Below are 17,849 nucleotides of genomic sequence, written 5' to 3'. Positions count from 1 at the left end.
CTGGCGGCGCAACAAACGCGAATCACGACGTTTCTGGAAACTAGATGGCGGCGATCTCGGTTGTCGAGACCGCCGCCATCCAAAAGGGTACGCGTGACCTGGCCTTGGGCGAAAAAGGCCGGAGGTGAGGCGACTACAACACGATCACACGGGTTCCAACCTTCACCCGCTCGTAGAGATCGGTGACGTCTTCGTTGCGCATTCGGATGCAGCCCGAGGAAACGGCTTGGCCGATGGTCCACGGTTCGGCCGTGCCATGGATGCGGTAGAGAGTCGAGCCGAGATACATGGCGCGGGCGCCGAGGGGATTCTTCGGCCCGCCCGGCATCATCACGGGCAGCCCGGGCTGCCGCCGGCGCATCTCGACCGGTGGGTGCCAGTCGGGCCATTCGGCCTTGCGCGTAATCCGGTGCTCGCCCGCCCAGGTGAATCCCGGCCGGCCGACCCCGACGCCATAGCGGCGCGCCGTGCCGCCGTCTTCGACGAGGTACAGAAAACGATTGACGGTGTCGATGACGATGGATCCGGGGACGCCGGGCCCGTCATAAGTCACCTCTTGCGGCAGCAGTTCGGGCGCAAGCGGCAAGCTGCGCGGATCCATCTTGCGCGCCGTCTTCGTCTCCGCGCCCGTTGGCGTCGACCAAGTGCGCGGGCTGCGCGCCTGAGGTGCGGCGTAGATCGGCACATTGCCCGGCTGGAGTTGCATCACCCAGGGGTCGGTAAGATTGGGGGACAGGACGACCGGCGGTGGCGCGAGATAGCGACCTGCCTGGGCGGCGGCGGTACCCGTCGCGACCACGACGGCGGCAACCCCGGCAAGGAACAAGGCGGCAGCTCTCATCGGTGGAACCCTCGATTGATGGATATCCGGCGCAGCCGACGGTTCTGCTGGCCATGCGCTGGGGATGAGGCTAGGGGCGCGCGCTCTAGGAATGGTGAATGAGATGCAACCCATTTCCATTCAAGTCGATCGATTTGTCGTCATGGTTAAGGAAATGTATCGACGCCGTTCCCAACTATCTGAAACTCCGCCGGAAATTTTATCGGGCGATGTTTCCGGAATACACGTTGTTAACCGCCTGACCCTAAAATTCGATCACTCGGCGATGGCGCCCGATTGGCGGCCTTTCTGATTGCGATGCGAGGAGTGGAATATGGCGTTGGCTCGCAAGGCTTATCGTATTGAAGCTATGCTTGGCGGCGGCGCGGCGTCCGAGCCGACAAACGACTTTCGTGCTGACACGATCCTTCATGAGCTCAACGAGATCAAGAAACTGGTCAAGCCGCATCAGGAGATCAGCAAGGATATCATCGCCGATTACCAGAAGCAGTTCACCGAGGCCTACAAGCTGAAAAGCGAAATGGAGACGATCCAGGAAGCCATTTCCCGCACCAAGCAGGAAATCGCCAGCCTTCACGTTTCCGGCTTCAAGGGCGAGGATATGAGCCGCGTCACCGACGAGCTCGACGCCGTGGTGAAGGGCACTGAGCACGCCACCGAGAGCATTCTGGCGGCGGTGGAAAAGATCGACGACGATGCCAACAACCTGGTTGCGCACCTCAAGGGCGACAAGCAGGCGATGGCGGCCGATATCCAGGAACGCGTGCTGGCCATTTACGAGGCTTGCAACTTCCAGGACCTGACCGGGCAGCGCATCACCAAGGTGGTCAACGTCCTTCGCTTCATCGAAGACCGCGTCAATCGCATGATGGAGATCTGGGGCGGCATGGAGGCCTTCAACTCGATCGAAGCCGACGAGTCTCTGCGCCGCGTCGGCGATGCCGCTCTGCTCAACGGTCCGGCCCTGCCGACCGCCGAGCGCGCGACACAGGACGACATCGACGCGCTGTTTGCCTGACCACACGCTTCAAGACGACCATTTCGCGGCGACCGGCAACGGCCGCCGTTTTGCTGCTGCCAGTTGGTGGCAATCGTCGCCGCTAGGTTTCGGCCGACCAACACCGAACGAGGGGCGGCGGGCATGGACGGCATCATCACGGGCGAAGACGGTATCAGTCGCTGCTTCTGGGCGGGAACCGACCCGCTATATCGGCGCTACCACGACGAGGAATGGGGCAGGCCGGTTGCCGACGACACTCGTCTTTTCGAAAAGCTTTGCCTTGAGGGCTTTCAGTCCGGCCTTGCCTGGATAACCATCCTTCGCAAGCGCGAGAACTTCCGCGCGGCCTTTGCCGGCTTCGACATTCCGACGGTCGCCGCCTTCACCGATGCCGATGTTGAAAGACTGGTCGGCGATGCCGGCATCGTGCGTCACCACGGCAAGATCGTCTCGACGATCAACAACGCCAGGCGCGCTCTCGACCTGCAGGCCGAGGCGGGTTCGCTGGCCGCCTTCATCTGGCGCTTCGAGCCGGATCCGTCGAGCCGGCCAGCCGTCTTTACCATGCAGGACATCCAGCCGAAGACGGCGGAGTCGACGGCCCTTTCGAAGGAACTTCGCAAGCGCGGCTGGAGCTTCGTCGGACCGACCACCGTGTACGCCTTCATGCAGGCCATGGGGCTGGTCAATGACCACCTTGACGGCTGTGACGTCCGCGATGTCGTCGAGAAAGAGCGGGCCGCCTTTGTCCGGCCCAAGTAGGAGACCGGAGGTGCGAGACAAGGCCTCGCACCGGACGCCGATCAGTCCAATCGCGCTTCCAGCTTGTCGTAGAGCGCGTTCTTCGCTTCGAAGACATACTCCACCGACGAAACGACCGCCGTCGTGGCGCCACGGGCGATCAGCGCCTCGGCCTCCGCCTGGGCGTGAGCCTTCGGCGCCAGAAGGCTGAGTCCTTCGTCGTGCATCGACAGCAGCGTCAGGTCGGTTCGCGCCCTGAGTTCCTCGGGCAGCATCGAAGAGGGCTGTATGACGGCGTCGATGCGCCGTACGGACCGCGCCCGGTCGTCGGCGGCGATGCGGGTGAGCATCCCCCTGCAGGCGGCGCGGGCCGCATCCGTCCAGCGGGCGGAAAGCGAAGCCGCAAGCGCGGCCTCGGAACGCATGATGACGCCATCGTCGACGATCTTGAGGCCGTTCTCGACCAGCGTCTGGCCGGTCGAGGTGATGTCGACGATCAGTTCGGCCGTACCGGCCGCCGGCGCTCCCTCAGTGGCGCCCGGGCTCTCGACGATCAGGTAATCGTGCACGCCGTGGGCGGTCAGAAAGCGGCGCGTCAAGGCGACGTATTTGGTGGCGACGCGCATGGGCCGATAGTGCTTGAGGCGGAACCGGGCGGCGACGTCGGCAAGGTCGGCCATGGTCTGCACGTCGAGCCAGGCTTGCGGGACGGCCACGACGACATCGGCGCGGCCGAAGCCGAGGCGCGTGACGATGTGGGCGGGAAAGGGCGCTTCCTCGGCTACCACGCGGGCGCCGTCGTCACCGCCGAGCGTTTCGTGCAACAGATCGATGCCGGTCACGGCCAAGTGCACGTTGCCGGCGCCGATCTCGCGGGCGATCTCGGAGGCCGAGCGGAACTGCACCTCGACGCCCTTCAGCCCATTGATGGTGCCGAAATAGTCACGGGCGCCGCGCGCCTGTCGGATAGGTAGTCCGGCGCGCTCGAAGAAGGCAAGCGTCTGCTCCTGCAGCCGCCCCTTGGACGGCACGGCGACGATCAACGGTTCGGTCATGACGCCCTCCGGAAGCGCTCGGGCCAGACGGCGAAGCCGACCGCCTTGACCGGCTCGGCGGCCTTGAAGTGACGGACAAGGCCATCGTAGCGGCCACCGCCGCTGACCTGTCCCACCTCGACTTGGGTCGCATCGTGAATGTCGAACACGAAACCATCGTAATAGCCGAGGCGTCGACCGAAACCGGCGGCGTAGTGCAGCGTCGTGAGATCGACCCCGAGGGCGGCGATGGCCGCGACGCGCGCCTTGAAGCGATCGACGGCGGCCCTGAACGGCGCGCGGTCGCCGATGCGGCTCGACAGCTCTTCCAGGCGGAGCACGCCGTCGGCAATGGTGAGATCGCCGCCGTTCTCATCCTGCATCGACATGAAGTCGGCGATCGCGGCGATGGTCTCGGCCGGCACGCCATCGGAAGCTGCCAGCATCGCCTGCTCGAGGACGCGCTCGGCGATCTCGCCGGTGGTGCGCCCACCAACCGTCTTCACGCCGGCAATCGACAGGATGTCGGCAAAGAGCTGGCCGACCTTCTCGGCCGGGAATGCGGACAGGGCCTCGATGATTTCGGCATGGGCGGCAAAGCTCGGGAAGCCGAAGCGGCGCTGCTCAAGACGCGCAAGCGTGTCGGCAATCTTGTCCGGCTCGCCGAACAGGGTGGTCAGGCGAGCCCGCCAGGCCGGCGGAATGTCGAGCGCGGCGAGCAGCGCCGAGAACAGCGCCACGTCGCCGACAATGATGCGCTGGCGGGGGGCGCCGCAAGCCGCGGTAATCGCGACGGCATGGGCGAGGGCGGCGGCGTCGGTGGCGACCGGGTCGTGATCGCCCAGGATCTCGCCGCCCACCTGCCACACCTCGTCGGCCTCACCGGGGCGGCCGTTCCGAAAGACGCGGCCGGAGTAGCAGAAGCGACCGCCGGTCGGTTCGGCGGCCAACATGGTGCGTACCACGGGAATGGTGAACTCGGGGCGCAGGCACCAGTCGTGACCGTTGTTCGACGACGTCACGAAGATGCGGCGACGGAACTCCTCGCCGGAGATGCGAACGAAGTCCTCCATCGGCAGGAGGACCGGCACGTCGACGGCGGTGAAGCCGGCTGCCTTGAAGCTGTCGAGTGCGATCTGAATGGCGTCGGTCATGCCGCGCCCCCCGACGCCTCGACGATCGCCTTCACTTCGGCCACGAGATCGGTGCGAGCGACCTCCTTCTGGGCAGGACGAGCCGCACGCCACTCGGCATTGTCGGTGATGCCGGCCGACAATTCCTTGCCAAGGGCGAGGTCCTTGATCTGGACGATGCCGGCCTCGCGCTCGTTGGACCCTTCGATGATCACGCAGGGGGCGTTGCGCCGATCCGCGTACTTCATCTGCGCCTTCATGCCGGACGCGCCGAGATACATCTCGGCGGCGACGCCGGCGGCGCGCAACTCCGCCACCATCTTCTGGTAGCCGGCGAGCGCCTCGGTGGTCTTGTCCATGACGAGAACGCACACCGGACCGCTCACTTTGTCGACACCCATCTTGCCGAGCGTCCGGAGCGCCGCCATCAGGCGCGAGACGCCGATCGAGAAGCCGGTGGCCGGTACCGGTTCCTTCAGGAAGCGTCCGACCAACCCGTCGTAGCGGCCGCCGCCGCCAACGGAGCCGAAGCGCACGGGTCGACCGTCGTCGCCCGTCACCTCGAAGGTCAGCTCCGCCTCGAACACCGGACCGGTGTAATACTCTAGGCCGCGTACCACCGACGGGTCGATCTTGACTTTCTCTGCATAGCCGGCGGCGTCGACGAGGCTGGCGATCAGCTTCAGCTCCTCGACGCCCTCGCTGCCGCGCGTGCTGCCGGCAACAAGTCTGCCGAGATTGGCGACGGTATCCGACGCACTGTCGGCGCCGCTGGCCACAAAGGCCAGAACGACATCGGCGGCTTCGGGCGGAAGGCCGGCCCCCTTGGTGAAGTCGCCGGACTTCTCCTCGGGGTTCTCCCATCGGCCGGCGCCCAGAAGGTCGCGCACGCCGGACGGGCCGATCTTGTCGAGCTTGTCGATGGCGCGGAGCACGGTGAGACGCGTACCCGCCTTGTCGTCGCCGGCAAGACCGATGACCTCCATCACGCCATCAAGCACCTTGCGGTTGTTGACGCGGACGACGAACTTTCCCTTGAGGCCAAGGGCCTCCATCGTGTCGGCCATCATCATGCAGATCTCGGCGTCGGCGGCGACCGATGGCGCGCCGACCGTATCGGCGTCGAACTGCATGAACTGGCGGAAGCGGCCCGGGCCGGGCTTCTCGTTGCGGAACACCCAGCCGTTGCGATAGCTGCGATAGGGCTTCGGCAACTTCTCGTGGTTTTCGGCATAGAAGCGGGCGAGCGGCGCGGTGAGGTCGTAGCGCAGCGATAGCCACTGCTCGTCGTCGTCCTGGAAGGAGAACACGCCCTCGTTCGGTCGGTCCTGATCGGGCAGGAACTTGCCGAGCGCGTCGGTATATTCGATGAGCGGCGTCTCCACCGGCTCGAAGCCGTAGATTTCGTAGGTATGTCGGATGGTCTCGATCATGGCCTCGGTCGCCTTGAGTTCGGCGGGGGTACGATCGACGAGACCGCGCGGCAGGCGCGCCTTGAGATAATCCGACATCAGTCCTGTGCCCTGAAATAGCGGCCGTAACAGGCCAAAACGAGCGAAAACCCGCGAGCGGGGCGCGCGGGTTTCCAAGTAATCGATAAGCGGCGAAAGGGCAAGGCGAACCGGCCGTTCGGCCTCCGTCGCCCGCCCTTCGGGCTGTGTTGTAGGTCAGGCCTTGCCGAGCTTGGCGTCGACCGAGAGCGCACCGGCGCCGGCGCCCAGCAGCGTGAGGAAGCCACCGGCGATGGTGACGTTCTTCATGAAGGCCAGCCAGTTCATCATGTCCATCATTTCCTGACCTGCGGCGCCGGAAATCGCCTTGTAGTGGAAGAGATAGCCGGAGACGACACAGAAGCCGGCCAGCAGGAAGGCGGCGATCCGCGTCTGGAAGCCGACGAGAACGGCAAGACCGCCGCCGAGCTCGGTCAGGATGACCAGCGGCAGCAGGAGGGACGGCACGCCCATGGCTTCCATGTAGCCGGCGGTTCCTGCATAGCCGGTGATCTTGCCCCAGCCGGAGGTGATGAAGATGATTGAAAGAAGAATACGTCCGGCGAGCAGAGCCGGGGCCTTGATGCTGTCCATGTCGGAAACTCCGCGTTCGAGAGAGAGCGGCATCGCCAGACGCCGTTGTCGTCCGTATAGCTACGCATACGCTTCAGGCATAGCCATGAAAAAAGCGACGCATTGTTCCCGTCAAGGAAACAATACGTCGCATACGACGGCGCTGCGCGCGGGGAGCGTTCAGGTTGTCGTCAGGCGGCGGGAATGGGGTTCGCCGCGCCGAGCACGAACGGGCCGCCTGTCTCGGGCTTCCGCAACTCGATGAGTTCGTCGTGCAGCGTCTTCAACGAGGAACGATGACCGATGGAGACGATCGACGCTTTCGGCAGGCGCTCCCGAAGCAGGCGATAGAGGGCCGCCTCGGATGCCTCATCCAGCGACGCTGTGGCTTCGTCGAGCAACAGGAAGTCGGGCTCGGCGAGGATCGCCCGTGCGATGGCCACCCGTTGCTGTTCGCCGCCGGAAAGGCGGGAGGCAAGGTTCGGTCCCTCCGAAAGATCGTCCAGCCGGTCGGCGAAAGCGCCGAGTCCGACGGCGGCGAGCACGTCGCGCACCTTGGCGTCGTCGTGAGACTCCACCGGATTCGGGTAGGCCAGCGCCTCGCGCAACGTACCGAGCGGCAAGTAGGCGGTCTGCGGGAGCACCATGACGTGCGCATTCTCGGGGATACCAAGCTCCCCATCGCCGAACGGCCAGATACCGGCGAGGGCCCGGAACACCGATGTCTTGCCGGCACCGGAGGGACCGGAGATCAGCACGGCCTTGCCTCTTTCGAAAGTGGCGTTGTCCAGGCGAACCAATGGCCGGCCACCGGGCAGGGAAACGACAGCGCCATCGGCGCTGATCGCGCCGCCCGATTTTGGCTTCAATGCCAGCCCCGGCTTGGCGGAATCGGCTTCGACGATCGACATCGCCCGCTCGAAGGTGGTGAGACGGTCGAGAACCGCCTTCCAGTTGGCGATGGTGTCGTACAAGGAGACGAAGACGGAGAAGTTACCCTGCACCTTGTCGAAGGCCTGCGAGGTCTGCATCAGCACGCCGAGCTGCATGACCGAACCGGCGGCGAAATAAGCAGGCGCCAGCAGCAGCAGCGGAAAGATGACGGAGAGATTGCCGTAGAACCCGGTGACGATGTTGAGATTGCGCGTCACGTCCATGATTTCATAGAAGTTCGCCTTCAATCGCTCGAAAGCCCCCTTAAAGACGCGCTTTTCAGGCTCTTCACCCTTCAGAAGAGCGACCTCTTCGGCATTCTCGCGCAGACGCATCATGGCAAAGCGGAAGTCGGCTTCGACGTGCTGCTGGCGGAAGCGCAGTGTGATGAGCTTGCGACCCGTCATGTGGGTGAAATAGGTGCCGATGACCGAGTAAATCACCGCTGCCCAGACGAGATAGCCAGGAATGAGGGCAAGATCGAAGCCGCCGATCGAATAGGGAAACTGCGCCGAAATGGCCCATAACACCATGGTAAAGGCGTAGAGCGTCAGCACCGTGTTGAAGAGCTGGACGAAGATGGTCAGCGTGTAGCTGATGAAATCGCGGATATCCTCGGCGATACGTTGGTCCGGGTTGTCGGTGCCGGTGGCGACTTGTGACAGACGGTAATAGTTGGCGTTACTCATCCAACGATTGACGAAGTGATCCGTCATCCAGTCCCGCCAGCGGATGCGCAGCCAGTTGGTCAGGTAGATCTCGACGACAAGCGAGGCGATGAGCGGCGCGACGATCACGCACCACATGATGAGCTCGGCCGAGAAGGCGCCGCCGTTGCGATCCTGCATCGCCGTGTAGAAGCGATTGTACCAACTGTTGAACTGAACGTTGAGATAGACCTGCGCGACGTTGAGGGCGAGGATCAATCCCAGAAAGCCGAGGCCGATCCAGCGCTCCTGCATCCGAATCTTGAACCAGCGGAAGACCAGCTCGCCCTGTCGCTTCTCCTTGAAATAGGGCACGGCGAGGCGCCAAGCCAGCGCGAGCGTCGCAAAGAGTGCTTTCATGTGGTGTCCCCGGAACGGCGGATAGTCGACGAACTGACGCAGAATCTCAACGCGGTGACAATCAAATTCGATGCCACGGCAGTGAGTTCGGCAGATTTTTCGGATGTGACAGCACGGCCCGATCGCGGCAACATTGCGGCGGTGCGGATGAAGCTTTCGTAAGGCGAGCGATAACTCCAAAAAGAAAGGGCGCCGCTTTCGCGACGCCCAATTTGCTTTGTCCTTTATGGACGTTCAGATCCCTTGGATCAGAAGTCCATGCCGCCTGTTCAAGTCGGCTGTTGCCGACTTGAACCACCTTTAGTGGTGGGCGGCTTTTATGGACGTTCAGATCCCTTGGATCAGAAGTCCATGCCGCCCATGCCGCCGCCGGGCATGGCAGGCGCGGCGTCCTTCTTCGGAAGCTCGGCGACCATGGCCTCGGTGGTGACCAGCAGACCGGCGACCGAAGCGGCGTCCTGCAGGGCAGTGCGCACGACCTTGGTCGGGTCGATGATGCCGGCCTGGATCATGTCAACATAGGTCTCGTTCTGGGCGTCGAAGCCGAAGGTTTCGCCCTTCTCGAGCACCTTCGACACGACGACCGAACCTTCGACGCCGGCGTTGACGGCGATCTGGCGGATCGGGGCCTCAAGGGCGGCGAGAACGATCTTGATGCCGCGCTCGATGTCCAGGTTGTCGGACGAGAGCTTGGCAACGGCTGCCTTGGCGCGCAGGAGAGCGGTACCACCGCCCGGGACGATGCCGGCTTCGACGGCAGCGCGGGTGGCGTTGAGCGCGTCGTCGACGCGATCCTTCTTCTCCTTGACTTCGACTTCGGTCGAACCGCCGACGCGGATGACGGCAACGCCACCGGCGAGCTTGGCCAGACGCTCCTGCAGCTTCTCGCGGTCGTAGTCCGAGGTGGTCTCCTCGATCTGCGCCTTGATCTGGGCAACGCGAGCCTCGATGTCGGCCTTGGCGCCAGCGCCGTCGACGATCGTGGTGTTCTCCTTGGAGATCGACACGCGCTTGGCATGGCCGAGCATGGCGAGCGTGACGTTCTCAAGCTTGATGCCGAGGTCTTCCGAGATCACCTGGCCACCGGTCAGGATGGCGATGTCCTCGAGCATGGCCTTGCGACGGTCACCGAAGCCCGGCGCCTTGACGGCGGCGATCTTCAGGCCACCACGCAGCTTGTTGACGACGAGCGTGGCAAGGGCTTCGCCCTCGACGTCCTCGGCAACGATCAGCAGCGGGCGCGACGACTGGACGACAGCCTCGAGCACCGGCAGGAGGGCCTGCAGGTTGGACAGCTTCTTCTCGTGGATGAGGATGTAGGGGTCGTCGAGCTCGGCGACCATCTTCTCGGCGTTGGTCACGAAGTAGGGGCTGAGGTAGCCGCGGTCGAACTGCATGCCTTCGACAACTTCGAGTTCGGTCTCGGCGGTCTTGGCTTCCTCGACGGTGATGACGCCCTCGTTGCCGACCTTCTGCATCGCGTCAGCGATCATCTGGCCGATCTCGGTCTCGCCGTTGGCGGAGATCGTGCCGACCTGGGCGACTTCGGCCGAGGTGGAGATCTTCTTCGAGCGGGCGTTCAGGTCCTTGACGGCCTCGGCGACGGCAAGGTCGATGCCGCGCTTCAGATCCATCGGGTTCATGCCGGCGGCAACCGCCTTGGCACCCTCACGGACGATGGCCTGGGCCAGAACGGTGGCGGTGGTGGTGCCGTCGCCAGCCTTGTCGTTGGTCTTCGAAGCGACTTCGCGGACCATCTGGGCGCCCATGTTCTCGAACTTGTCGGCAAGCTCGATTTCCTTGGCGACCGACACGCCGTCCTTGGTGATGCGCGGAGCACCGAAGGACTTCTCGATCACGACGTTGCGGCCCTTGGGGCCCAGCGTGACCTTGACGGCGTCGGCGAGGATGTCCACGCCGCGCAGCATCTTCTCGCGGGCGTCGGAACCGAATTTGACTTCCTTGGCAGCCATGGGATTCTTCCTTGAAATGAGAGGTTAACGGAGGACTGGGCGGCTGATGTGGATCAGCCGATGATGCCCATCACGTCGGATTCCTTCATGATCAGGAGGTCCTGACCGTCGATCTTGACCTCGGTGCCGGACCACTTGCCGAACAGCACCTTGTCGCCGGCCTTGACGTCGAGAGCGACGAGCTCGCCCTTCTCGTTGCGGGCACCCGGTCCCACGGCCACGACTTCGCCCTGCTGGGGCTTTTCCTTGGCGGTGTCCGGGATGATGATGCCACCAGCGGTGCGCTCTTCAGACTCCAGCCGGCGAACGACAACGCGGTCGTGCAGGGGACGGAACTTCATGTTCGGCTCCTCGTTTCTGAAATGCCCGTGGCGTGCGCGCTTTTGCCTCGCAGACCACGGCGAAAAATATCTGCTGTTAGCACTCACTCATGTTGAGTGCTAAGCGGGCCGGAAATAGGCGCAAGCCGCCTGTCTGTCAAGAGCCGGTCTGGTGTTTTACGGACGAGCATCGTCCGAAGCGCGGCGAGCCGGTGTGGGGGCAGGCTGGACGACCACGAGGCAGGCTCCGATGATGATTCCGGCACCGATCAGGGTGTGAGCGCTGGGAATTTCGCCAAAGAACACCGCGCCGAAAGTGACGGCCCAGAGCAGCGCCGTGAACTCGAAGGGGCCGAGCAGCGTCGCGGGGGCATGCTTGTAGGCCCAGGTGATGGCGTAATTGCCGCCCGTGCCGAGTGCGCCGATGGCCAGGAACATCAGCAGCGTTTCGCCGGGGAGCGGTTGGTACGAGTAAAGGGCGAAGGGAAGAGCCACGACCGCGCTGATGGAGTTCTGGACCAGGATCATCTGTGGGACGCTGTCGTGAGCGGTGTCCCGGCGCGACATGATCATGGACAGGGCGTAGGCGACGGCCGAGGCGAGAGCCATGGCGAAGCCGAGCGGGCTTCCCGCCTCCGCGCTGAACTTCTCTGCCAGCATGACGACGACGCCCAGGAAGCCGAAGGCCGCCGCGAGGAGCGAACGGCGGGTGACCGGGTCGCCGATCATGGCTGCCGAGATCAGCACCATGAAGAAGGGTGAGGTAAAGGTGAGGGCGACCGTCTGCGCAAGTGGCAGCAGCTTGAGGGCGCCGAAAAACAGGGCGGCGCAAGAAAGGCCTGCCAGCGAACGCCCGAGGGCGCGCCGGATGGTGGCCCAGCTCGGCCGAAGCTGCCCCTGCAAGGCCGCCGATGTCGAGGAGAAGATCAGGCCGGCGGCATAGCGCAGGAAAACGACCATGGCGAGCGGCGTGCCGTAGGTGGTTGCCTTGACGAGGGCGTCAAGTCCCGAGAACAGGAAGACGGCAAGAAGGGCGGCGCCGGCCGCGTATAGGCGCATCGACGACTGCATGATGTCTCCGGAGCGACGGACGGCGGCTTCTACGCTTCGGCCGTGTCGGCGGCAAGGCCGGAACGCCAGCGAAAAGACCTTTCGTGCTAGAAATCCGAGCATAAGGCCGCCGGCTGTTCGGCTTGGCAAAGGAACTCTCACGCGGATGGCCGCGAGTGTGTCGCGGCGATAGCTCAGCGATCGAGTTCCAGCCGATAGGCAAACTCCCAGCAGTCGGTGGCGTCGGGAACGAAGCGGACGACGGGCTGGCGGGCGAAGCCGAGCTTCTCGTAGAACCGATGGCCGGAAAGAAAGCGGGTGTCGCTCCAGAGCTTCAACGTCCGTCCGCTACGCCGGGCGACTTCGTCAAGGGCAGTTGCGTAAAGCCTCTGAGCAAGACCGGAGCCGCGCTGATCCCGATCGAGATACACCTTGTTGATCTCGAAGACGCCGTCACCATCCGGCGAAGACACGGCGAAGGAGCCGACGATGATGCCGTCATGCTCGGCGACGAAAAGCCGGCCACCTCGCTTTTCATAGTGAGTGGCCGGTGCCGCGAGCTCCGGAAAATCGTCGAAGATGAACGGGCAGCCTTCGTATTCGCCGAAAACGCTGGCGATCAAGCGTGCAATACTGTCGCCATCGGCGTCGGCGGCGTTTCGGATGAAAGGCTCCTTCGTCATCGCCAATCAGTTGACCGGCGTCTCGGCGATGGTGAACGGCAATTCGAACTCGCCCTTCTTGTCGGAGTTGCGGTCGCTGAGCTTGGTTACCAACACATAATCGCCGGGCTTCAGACCCTTGAAGTTATAGACGATATAGACCTGGAACTCCTTGTTTCGCCGCCGAGACACCATGTCGAGCGAGGCGAATCCTTCTTGAGCGTGCAGGATTTGCCCGCGCGGGGTGCGCAGTTCGAAATCGGCGGAAAAATCGATCCTGAACAGGTCGCCTTCCTTGCCGAAGGCGTATCCGAACGGTTCGGCGTAGACGAGCATCTGCTCGTCGGGTTGGAAGACGGAGTTGGGGCGCGTGGAATAAATGCCGAAGCCGGCGGGCTTGCCGGTGACGAAGGTCGCCTCCGAGAATCCGAGCGGCGCGGCGTCCCAGGCCGCGTTGAAGGCCGCTTCGAGCGAGGCCAGCGCCTCGACGGGCTTGCCTTCCGCAAGCAGTGCTTCGGCGGCCTTGGCCTCATCGAGAATCGGCCCTGCCCATGCCGTCGACGCCGCCATCACGCAGGCGGAAAAAGCAGCAAGAAAACGCAACCCGTGCATGACCGCTTGTCCTTCCCCCAGAGCACCCGCCAATCAGACCAATCTGGCCAGATCGAAAAACGGCGGCTCAAGCGAATACTCTTGCCCTTCCACGAAACGCCCCAGGCATCAAACCGTTGGTCTCTGGCGAGGCTGCCTGGCCTTGCGGCCCAGGCGCTTGTGGTCCTTCTTTATCTTACTGATCCGCTGCCGTTTTCCAAGGTCACGGCCGCTTCTTCGCAGAACTACTCAGGCGCTGCGAGCGGCCATCGCTTCTTCGATGTCGCGACGCTTTCGATAGATGGTCGAGGGGCTGATCTCAAGTGCCGCCGCGGCCCGGGCAATGTTGCCGTCGAAAGCCGCTATCGCCTCCTCGATCACTCTCGCCTCTTCCACCCAGAGCGGCTTGACCTCGGCGGGCAGTTTCTTCCTGGGGGCGGCCGAAATGGCCGCCGGTGCGACGATGACCGGCACCACCATGTCGGCGGTAACAAGATCGCCGGGGTAGAGTGACATCAGGTTCTCAAGCGCCGACCTGAGTTCGGCGACGTTGCCCGGCCAGGCGCGGCCGGCAAGGCATTGCACGGCGGCGGCGGTGAACCGCGTGTAGCGCGAGCCGTTGTCGCGGTTGATCTGCCGCACCATGGTATCGACAAGGAGCGGGATGTCCTCACTCCGCTCTCTCAACGGCGGTACGGCCAGGGTCAGGACGTTGAGGCGGAAGTAAAGATCCTGTCGCAAGCCGGCCGGTCCCCGGAGGTCGTCAAGCGGCCGACGCGACGAGGCAATGATGCGGACCGACAGGCGGTGACCACCGTCGAAGCCCGCGATCTCACCTGTATCGAGAAAGCGCATTAGCGCCAGCTGAGCGGGGTCGGGGAGATGTCCGACCTCGTCGAGGAAAAGAGTGCCGCCGTCGGCAGCGGCGAGGGCGCCATCGGCTTCCGACAGATCGGCTACCAGACGATCGACCGGGGTGCGCGCGCAGTCCAGTGTGACGAACGGACCGGTGCGGCGGCGCGAGCGCGCGTGAACGGAACGGGCCACCAGCGATTTGCCGCTGCCGGCCTCACCGGAAATGAACACCGGGCCAAGCGACGGCGCCACGCGCAGGATCTGCTCGGTGAGCGCCCGCGTCGTCGGGGCGGAGCCGATCAGGCCGTCTGCCTCTTCGACCGTATTGGCGATGCTTTCGACGAACTGACGCTCGACGCGGCGGGCAAAGGCGTTGCCATCGACTGGCTTCTCGATGAAGTCGGCGGCTCCGGCTCGCACGCAAGCGACGGCTGCCTGCACGTCGGTAGGGTCGCCCATGGCATAGATCGTGGTGGGCGTGAGCTGTTCGGTGAAGGCCTTGAATGCCGCCGATCCGCCGATGGTTTCGAGGTCGATGGCGATGATGTCGAACGTCTGTTTGCCGGCCATCACGCGTGCGGCGTCACGTTCGGCGGTCTCGAGGATCAGCATCGGGCGGGCGATGCGCGCTTCAAGAGCCTTGCGCACGGCTCTGCGTGACGAGACGTCGGCATCGACGATCAGAAGACGTACCGTCGATGTGCTGCGCGGGCCAACCGACATCGGAAAGCGTTCCTTGCCAGACAGTTGCAAATTGCATTGCGTACCGGCGGAACTCTGCCCCGATCATGGTAAACAAACGGTTGATAACCCTTAACAGGAGGTCAAGGACCGCTTCCTAGCCCGCTTTCCCGCCAAGAAGACCCATGCAGACAGGGACGATCCCAACCCGCGTCGGAAGGCACGGGATAGGGAATTCCCGAGAATCGGTCTCAGGCGGCCACTTCGTAACCGGCAGCCTCGATTGCATCGCTGAGGGCCTTGGCGTCAGCCTTGGTCTCGACGCTGACCTTGCCGGAGGCCAGATCGACCGTCACCGCGGCATCGGCGTCGACTCGCTTGATTGCCTTCTCGACCGAGCTGGCGCAACCGCCACACATCATGCCTTTCACGTTGAGTTCGACCATGCTTCGTCTCCGGTTTCTGTGCCTGACGATCGTTTACCGATAGGCGATGTCGAACATGGGACGGCGACCGGCGACGGTCAAGGCGGCGATAGGCGGGCAGATCGGCGTCCAAAGCACCCCAAGGCGGGCAAAATGGACTGAAAAACCTTGGAAAACCATTGTCCGTCTTCGCTTCCGCGCGGGAAAACGGCAACAATGCTTTGTGATTCGTTGCGTGATATCGTGTTGGAGTGGGCAGGCGAATGAACCGGTCGTCATCGACGATGATCTTGATCGCCATGGGCGTGATCGCCGCTTCGGCCGCGGTGGTGCTGTTCTTTCAGCTTGGCCTGTCGGCGGGTTCGGCACTTCTGGTCGGCATTGGCCTGATGCTCGTGATGGTCACCCTGCAGCAGCCGATGGAGCGGCGAAGGGAGCGGATCTGGATCGAGAACCGTCTTGCCGAAATCGCTGCCGTTGCCGGTGATGGCGAAGCCGAGATCGAGAAAATCGCCGCGCGCCTCAATCGCCTTGAGCAGGCTTTGCCCGGACGGGTGCGCGAGCAGACCGGCGAGCTCGCCGCTGAGGTCGAGGTGGTGGGCGAACTGCTCCGACAGGTGACCGAAACCCTGGCCGAACTGGAGTCGACGGTGGACGGCCGACTGGATGGCGTCAACGCGCGTTTTGGCGCTCTTGAGCGGCACATGCGCGAAGCCGAAGACGCCGGGCGGCGATCGCGCAGAAGCCGATCGGACGATTATCTCGACGAAGATCGTCACGGACGGCAGAGTGGCGCGCGCGATGACGTCTCCGCCAGCATGAAGAACTCGCTGTTCGTTCCTGACACCGATCCGGCCTTCGACCGCGAGGTGGAGCGCCTCATTCGCGAGGAACAGATAGAGCTGCACTTGCAGCCGGTGGTGACGCTGCCGCAGCGGCTCGTCCGCTCCTACGAGGTGCTGACACGGTTGAAAGGGGCGTCCGGCCTGATTCCCGCCGCCGAGTTCATTCCCATCGCCGAAAAGAGCCGGCTGATAGCCAAGCTCGATACCTATCAGGTGATCCGCTCATTCCAGATCCTGAAGCGGCTCACCCAGCGCAACAGCGACGTCGGTCTCTACATCAACCTGTCGGTCGAAAGCCTGGCCTCGTCCACCTTCTTCCGTGAATTTCAGGGCTTCCTCAGCCAGAACAGGGCGATGGCCGATCTCGTGCAGTTCGAGTTTCGCCAGGAAGCGCTTGTCGAAATGGGGCCGCTCGAGATCGAAAGCCTCCGGGCGGTATCGGATCTCGGTTTCCACTTCTCGATCGACAACGTCACCGACCTGCGCGTCGATTTCCGCCGCTGGTCCGATCTCGGCTTCCGTTCGATCAAGGTGGCCGCCGATCGGCTGCTTGGCCGGGCGCCTCTCGTGACCGGCGACATTCATGTCGAAGACATGGCTGGCCATTTGCAGCGTCAGGGCTTGACCCTGATCGTCGATCGGGTCGAGCAAGAGGCGCAAGTCATCGATCTTCTCGACTATGGCCTCGCCTTCGGCCAGGGCAACCTGTTCTCCAGCCCCCGCCAGGTCAGGCCGGAAGTGCTCGGGGCCGCACAGGCAACGGCGACGCCCCGTTCGGCGGCGGCTGGCGGCGAACGGGCAGGAATGTCGCGCCGCTGAACACCGTCCGTTGCGCGGACAACAAAAAAGCCGCGACGTCCGCGGCTTTTTCTTTGCCTAATTGGTCGACGGCGAAGCGCCTTGCGCGATCACCAGAACTTCCACCAGGACTTCTTGGAGGTGGGCGGCGTGCCGTCGTCGGTCGTCACCGGGACACCGGGCGCCGGCTCCAGGTAAGCGACCGGCGGCTCGACCAGTGCCTTGCGCACCGGCTTGCCGCTGGCGTCGTAGAGCCGGCTGGCGCTCTGGCGCGGCATGTCGCCGAGCTGGCTCGGGAGCAGCGGCTTGGAGGCCTCTTCGATGCTGTTGGGCGACGTCATGGCGCGGCTGGGATTCTGCGGCAACCGGACGGACCTCAGCTCAGAAGGCGAAAGCTGATGGTCATCTTCGTCGCGTGCAGCTTCGCGCGCCGAGGCTTCCGCCAGCAACTGGCGTGCTTTCACGTCATTGTCTTCCGGCCAGGTTCCGCTCGCCTCAAGCCGCTTGGGGTCCTCGGGCGCGACCAGAGCCAACTTGTCGGGCGGCACGACAAGCGGAGCGCGCGGCGTATAGTTGATCGCGGTGGTGCGCGACGGCACGGCGCCGAGGCCTTCCATGACGGCACGACCCATCGATACATTGGGAACTTCCGTTTCCGGATCGTCCTCGGCAACGGACGTGCCAAGGGCGGAGCAGGCGGACAAGCTAAGGGCGGCGACAGCGAGAAGAGCGTAACGCTTGCCGGTCAGCAGGTTGGTCATCGATATCGTCACTCTCGCTCTCGTGTCGGATCAGTCACGGCCCGACCCTCGTTCGGGCCAGCAACTAGCCGACTTT

Annotated in this window: 17 protein-coding genes; 3 read left to right on the top strand and 14 right to left on the bottom strand. The window is 63.9% G+C overall.

From position 1 onward, the window contains the following. Positions 1-133: 133 nt before the first annotated feature. Complete coding sequence (locus M4J39_RS07860; protein WP_251727260.1) at positions 134-841, bottom strand: L,D-transpeptidase; 708 nt, start codon at positions 839-841, stop codon at positions 134-136. Between the two features lie 313 nt (positions 842-1,154). On the opposite strand from M4J39_RS07860, the gene M4J39_RS07855 reads away from it, so the two are divergent. Beyond that, positions 1,155-1,859 (top strand): protein phosphatase CheZ, encoded by a 705-nt coding sequence (locus M4J39_RS07855; protein ID WP_251727259.1) that lies wholly within the window; start codon positions 1,155-1,157, stop codon positions 1,857-1,859. A 123-nt stretch (positions 1,860-1,982) separates the two neighbouring features. After that, the gene (locus M4J39_RS07850) at positions 1,983-2,603 is read left to right on the top strand and encodes a DNA-3-methyladenine glycosylase I (RefSeq protein ID WP_251727258.1); all 621 of its coding nucleotides are present in this window, start codon (positions 1,983-1,985) and stop codon (positions 2,601-2,603) included. 41 nt (positions 2,604-2,644) lie between these two features. Here M4J39_RS07850 and hisG read toward each other — a convergent pair whose 3' ends face one another. From hisG to M4J39_RS07790, 12 genes are all read right to left on the bottom strand, one after another. Further along, a complete protein-coding gene (gene hisG, locus M4J39_RS07845) occupies positions 2,645-3,637 on the bottom strand; it encodes an ATP phosphoribosyltransferase (protein ID WP_251727257.1) in 993 nt (330 codons plus the stop codon). After that, complete coding sequence (locus M4J39_RS07840) at positions 3,634-4,770, bottom strand: ATP phosphoribosyltransferase regulatory subunit (protein ID WP_251727256.1); 1,137 nt, start codon at positions 4,768-4,770, stop codon at positions 3,634-3,636. The genes hisG and M4J39_RS07840 overlap by 4 nt, the downstream gene beginning before the upstream one ends. After that, a complete protein-coding gene (gene hisS, locus M4J39_RS07835; protein ID WP_251727255.1) occupies positions 4,767-6,260 on the bottom strand; it encodes a histidine--tRNA ligase in 1,494 nt (497 codons plus the stop codon). The genes M4J39_RS07840 and hisS overlap by 4 nt, the downstream gene beginning before the upstream one ends. Positions 6,261-6,416: 156 nt before the next feature. Further along, the gene (locus M4J39_RS07830) at positions 6,417-6,833 is read right to left on the bottom strand and encodes a DoxX family protein (protein WP_251727254.1); all 417 of its coding nucleotides are present in this window, start codon (positions 6,831-6,833) and stop codon (positions 6,417-6,419) included. A 170-nt stretch (positions 6,834-7,003) separates the two neighbouring features. Then, the gene (locus M4J39_RS07825; protein ID WP_251727253.1) at positions 7,004-8,812 is read right to left on the bottom strand and encodes an ABC transporter ATP-binding protein/permease; all 1,809 of its coding nucleotides are present in this window, start codon (positions 8,810-8,812) and stop codon (positions 7,004-7,006) included. Positions 8,813-9,153: 341 nt separating this feature from the next. Next, a complete protein-coding gene (groL, locus tag M4J39_RS07820) occupies positions 9,154-10,785 on the bottom strand; it encodes a chaperonin GroEL (RefSeq protein ID WP_251727252.1) in 1,632 nt (543 codons plus the stop codon). A gap of 53 nt (positions 10,786-10,838) precedes the next feature. Beyond that, positions 10,839-11,126 (bottom strand): co-chaperone GroES, encoded by a 288-nt coding sequence (groES, locus tag M4J39_RS07815; RefSeq protein ID WP_026782155.1) that lies wholly within the window; start codon positions 11,124-11,126, stop codon positions 10,839-10,841. Positions 11,127-11,282: 156 nt separating this feature from the next. Next, entirely contained in the window at positions 11,283-12,176 is an 894-nt protein-coding gene (locus tag M4J39_RS07810) for a DMT family transporter (RefSeq protein WP_251727251.1), read from the bottom strand. A gap of 173 nt (positions 12,177-12,349) precedes the next feature. Continuing rightward, complete coding sequence (locus M4J39_RS07805; RefSeq protein ID WP_251727250.1) at positions 12,350-12,838, bottom strand: GNAT family N-acetyltransferase; 489 nt, start codon at positions 12,836-12,838, stop codon at positions 12,350-12,352. A 6-nt stretch (positions 12,839-12,844) separates the two neighbouring features. After that, complete coding sequence (locus M4J39_RS07800) at positions 12,845-13,429, bottom strand: hypothetical protein (protein ID WP_251727249.1); 585 nt, start codon at positions 13,427-13,429, stop codon at positions 12,845-12,847. A gap of 228 nt (positions 13,430-13,657) precedes the next feature. After that, complete coding sequence (locus M4J39_RS07795) at positions 13,658-14,986, bottom strand: sigma-54 dependent transcriptional regulator (RefSeq protein ID WP_251727248.1); 1,329 nt, start codon at positions 14,984-14,986, stop codon at positions 13,658-13,660. A 209-nt stretch (positions 14,987-15,195) separates the two neighbouring features. Continuing rightward, positions 15,196-15,390 (bottom strand): heavy-metal-associated domain-containing protein, encoded by a 195-nt coding sequence (locus tag M4J39_RS07790; RefSeq protein WP_251727247.1) that lies wholly within the window; start codon positions 15,388-15,390, stop codon positions 15,196-15,198. A gap of 242 nt (positions 15,391-15,632) precedes the next feature. Here M4J39_RS07790 and M4J39_RS07785 point away from each other — a divergent pair, with 242 nt between their 5' ends. Then, positions 15,633-17,033 carry an EAL domain-containing protein gene (locus tag M4J39_RS07785; RefSeq protein ID WP_251727246.1) on the top strand — a complete coding sequence of 467 codons (1,401 nt, stop codon included), beginning with the start codon at positions 15,633-15,635 and terminating at the stop codon, positions 17,031-17,033. An 89-nt stretch (positions 17,034-17,122) separates the two neighbouring features. Here M4J39_RS07785 and M4J39_RS07780 read toward each other — a convergent pair whose 3' ends face one another. Further along, positions 17,123-17,785, bottom strand: a complete 663-nt coding sequence (locus M4J39_RS07780; RefSeq protein WP_251727245.1) for a hypothetical protein — start codon at positions 17,783-17,785, stop codon at positions 17,123-17,125. Positions 17,786-17,849: the final 64 nt, after the last annotated feature.

The organism is Pleomorphomonas sp. NRK KF1, from assembly GCF_023721755.1.
Classification (GTDB): Bacteria; Pseudomonadota; Alphaproteobacteria; order Rhizobiales; family Pleomorphomonadaceae; genus Pleomorphomonas.
This window is presented reverse-complemented; position numbering and strand designations above follow the sequence as displayed.

What these genes read in the sequence shown, in the direction of transcription:
- M4J39_RS07805 (WP_251727250.1), bottom strand. Translation starts at nt 12,838, where the DNA reads ATGACGAAGGAGCCTTTCATCCGAAACGCCGCCGACGCCGATGGCGAC.
- M4J39_RS07860 (WP_251727260.1), bottom strand. Translation starts at nt 841, where the DNA reads ATGAGAGCTGCCGCCTTGTTCCTTGCCGGGGTTGCCGCCGTCGTGGTC.
- hisG (WP_251727257.1), bottom strand. Translation starts at nt 3,637, where the DNA reads ATGACCGAACCGTTGATCGTCGCCGTGCCGTCCAAGGGGCGGCTGCAG.
- M4J39_RS07810 (WP_251727251.1), bottom strand. Translation starts at nt 12,176, where the DNA reads ATGCAGTCGTCGATGCGCCTATACGCGGCCGGCGCCGCCCTTCTTGCC.
- M4J39_RS07795 (WP_251727248.1), bottom strand. Translation starts at nt 14,986, where the DNA reads ATGTCGGTTGGCCCGCGCAGCACATCGACGGTACGTCTTCTGATCGTC.
- M4J39_RS07785 (WP_251727246.1), top strand. Translation starts at nt 15,633, where the DNA reads ATGAACCGGTCGTCATCGACGATGATCTTGATCGCCATGGGCGTGATC.
- groES (WP_026782155.1), bottom strand. Translation starts at nt 11,126, where the DNA reads ATGAAGTTCCGTCCCCTGCACGACCGCGTTGTCGTTCGCCGGCTGGAG.
- hisS (WP_251727255.1), bottom strand. Translation starts at nt 6,260, where the DNA reads ATGTCGGATTATCTCAAGGCGCGCCTGCCGCGCGGTCTCGTCGATCGT.
- M4J39_RS07850 (WP_251727258.1), top strand. Translation starts at nt 1,983, where the DNA reads ATGGACGGCATCATCACGGGCGAAGACGGTATCAGTCGCTGCTTCTGG.
- M4J39_RS07800 (WP_251727249.1), bottom strand. Translation starts at nt 13,429, where the DNA reads ATGCACGGGTTGCGTTTTCTTGCTGCTTTTTCCGCCTGCGTGATGGCG.
- M4J39_RS07825 (WP_251727253.1), bottom strand. Translation starts at nt 8,812, where the DNA reads ATGAAAGCACTCTTTGCGACGCTCGCGCTGGCTTGGCGCCTCGCCGTG.
- M4J39_RS07840 (WP_251727256.1), bottom strand. Translation starts at nt 4,770, where the DNA reads ATGACCGACGCCATTCAGATCGCACTCGACAGCTTCAAGGCAGCCGGC.
- M4J39_RS07830 (WP_251727254.1), bottom strand. Translation starts at nt 6,833, where the DNA reads ATGGACAGCATCAAGGCCCCGGCTCTGCTCGCCGGACGTATTCTTCTT.
- M4J39_RS07790 (WP_251727247.1), bottom strand. Translation starts at nt 15,390, where the DNA reads ATGGTCGAACTCAACGTGAAAGGCATGATGTGTGGCGGTTGCGCCAGC.
- M4J39_RS07855 (WP_251727259.1), top strand. Translation starts at nt 1,155, where the DNA reads ATGGCGTTGGCTCGCAAGGCTTATCGTATTGAAGCTATGCTTGGCGGC.
- groL (WP_251727252.1), bottom strand. Translation starts at nt 10,785, where the DNA reads ATGGCTGCCAAGGAAGTCAAATTCGGTTCCGACGCCCGCGAGAAGATG.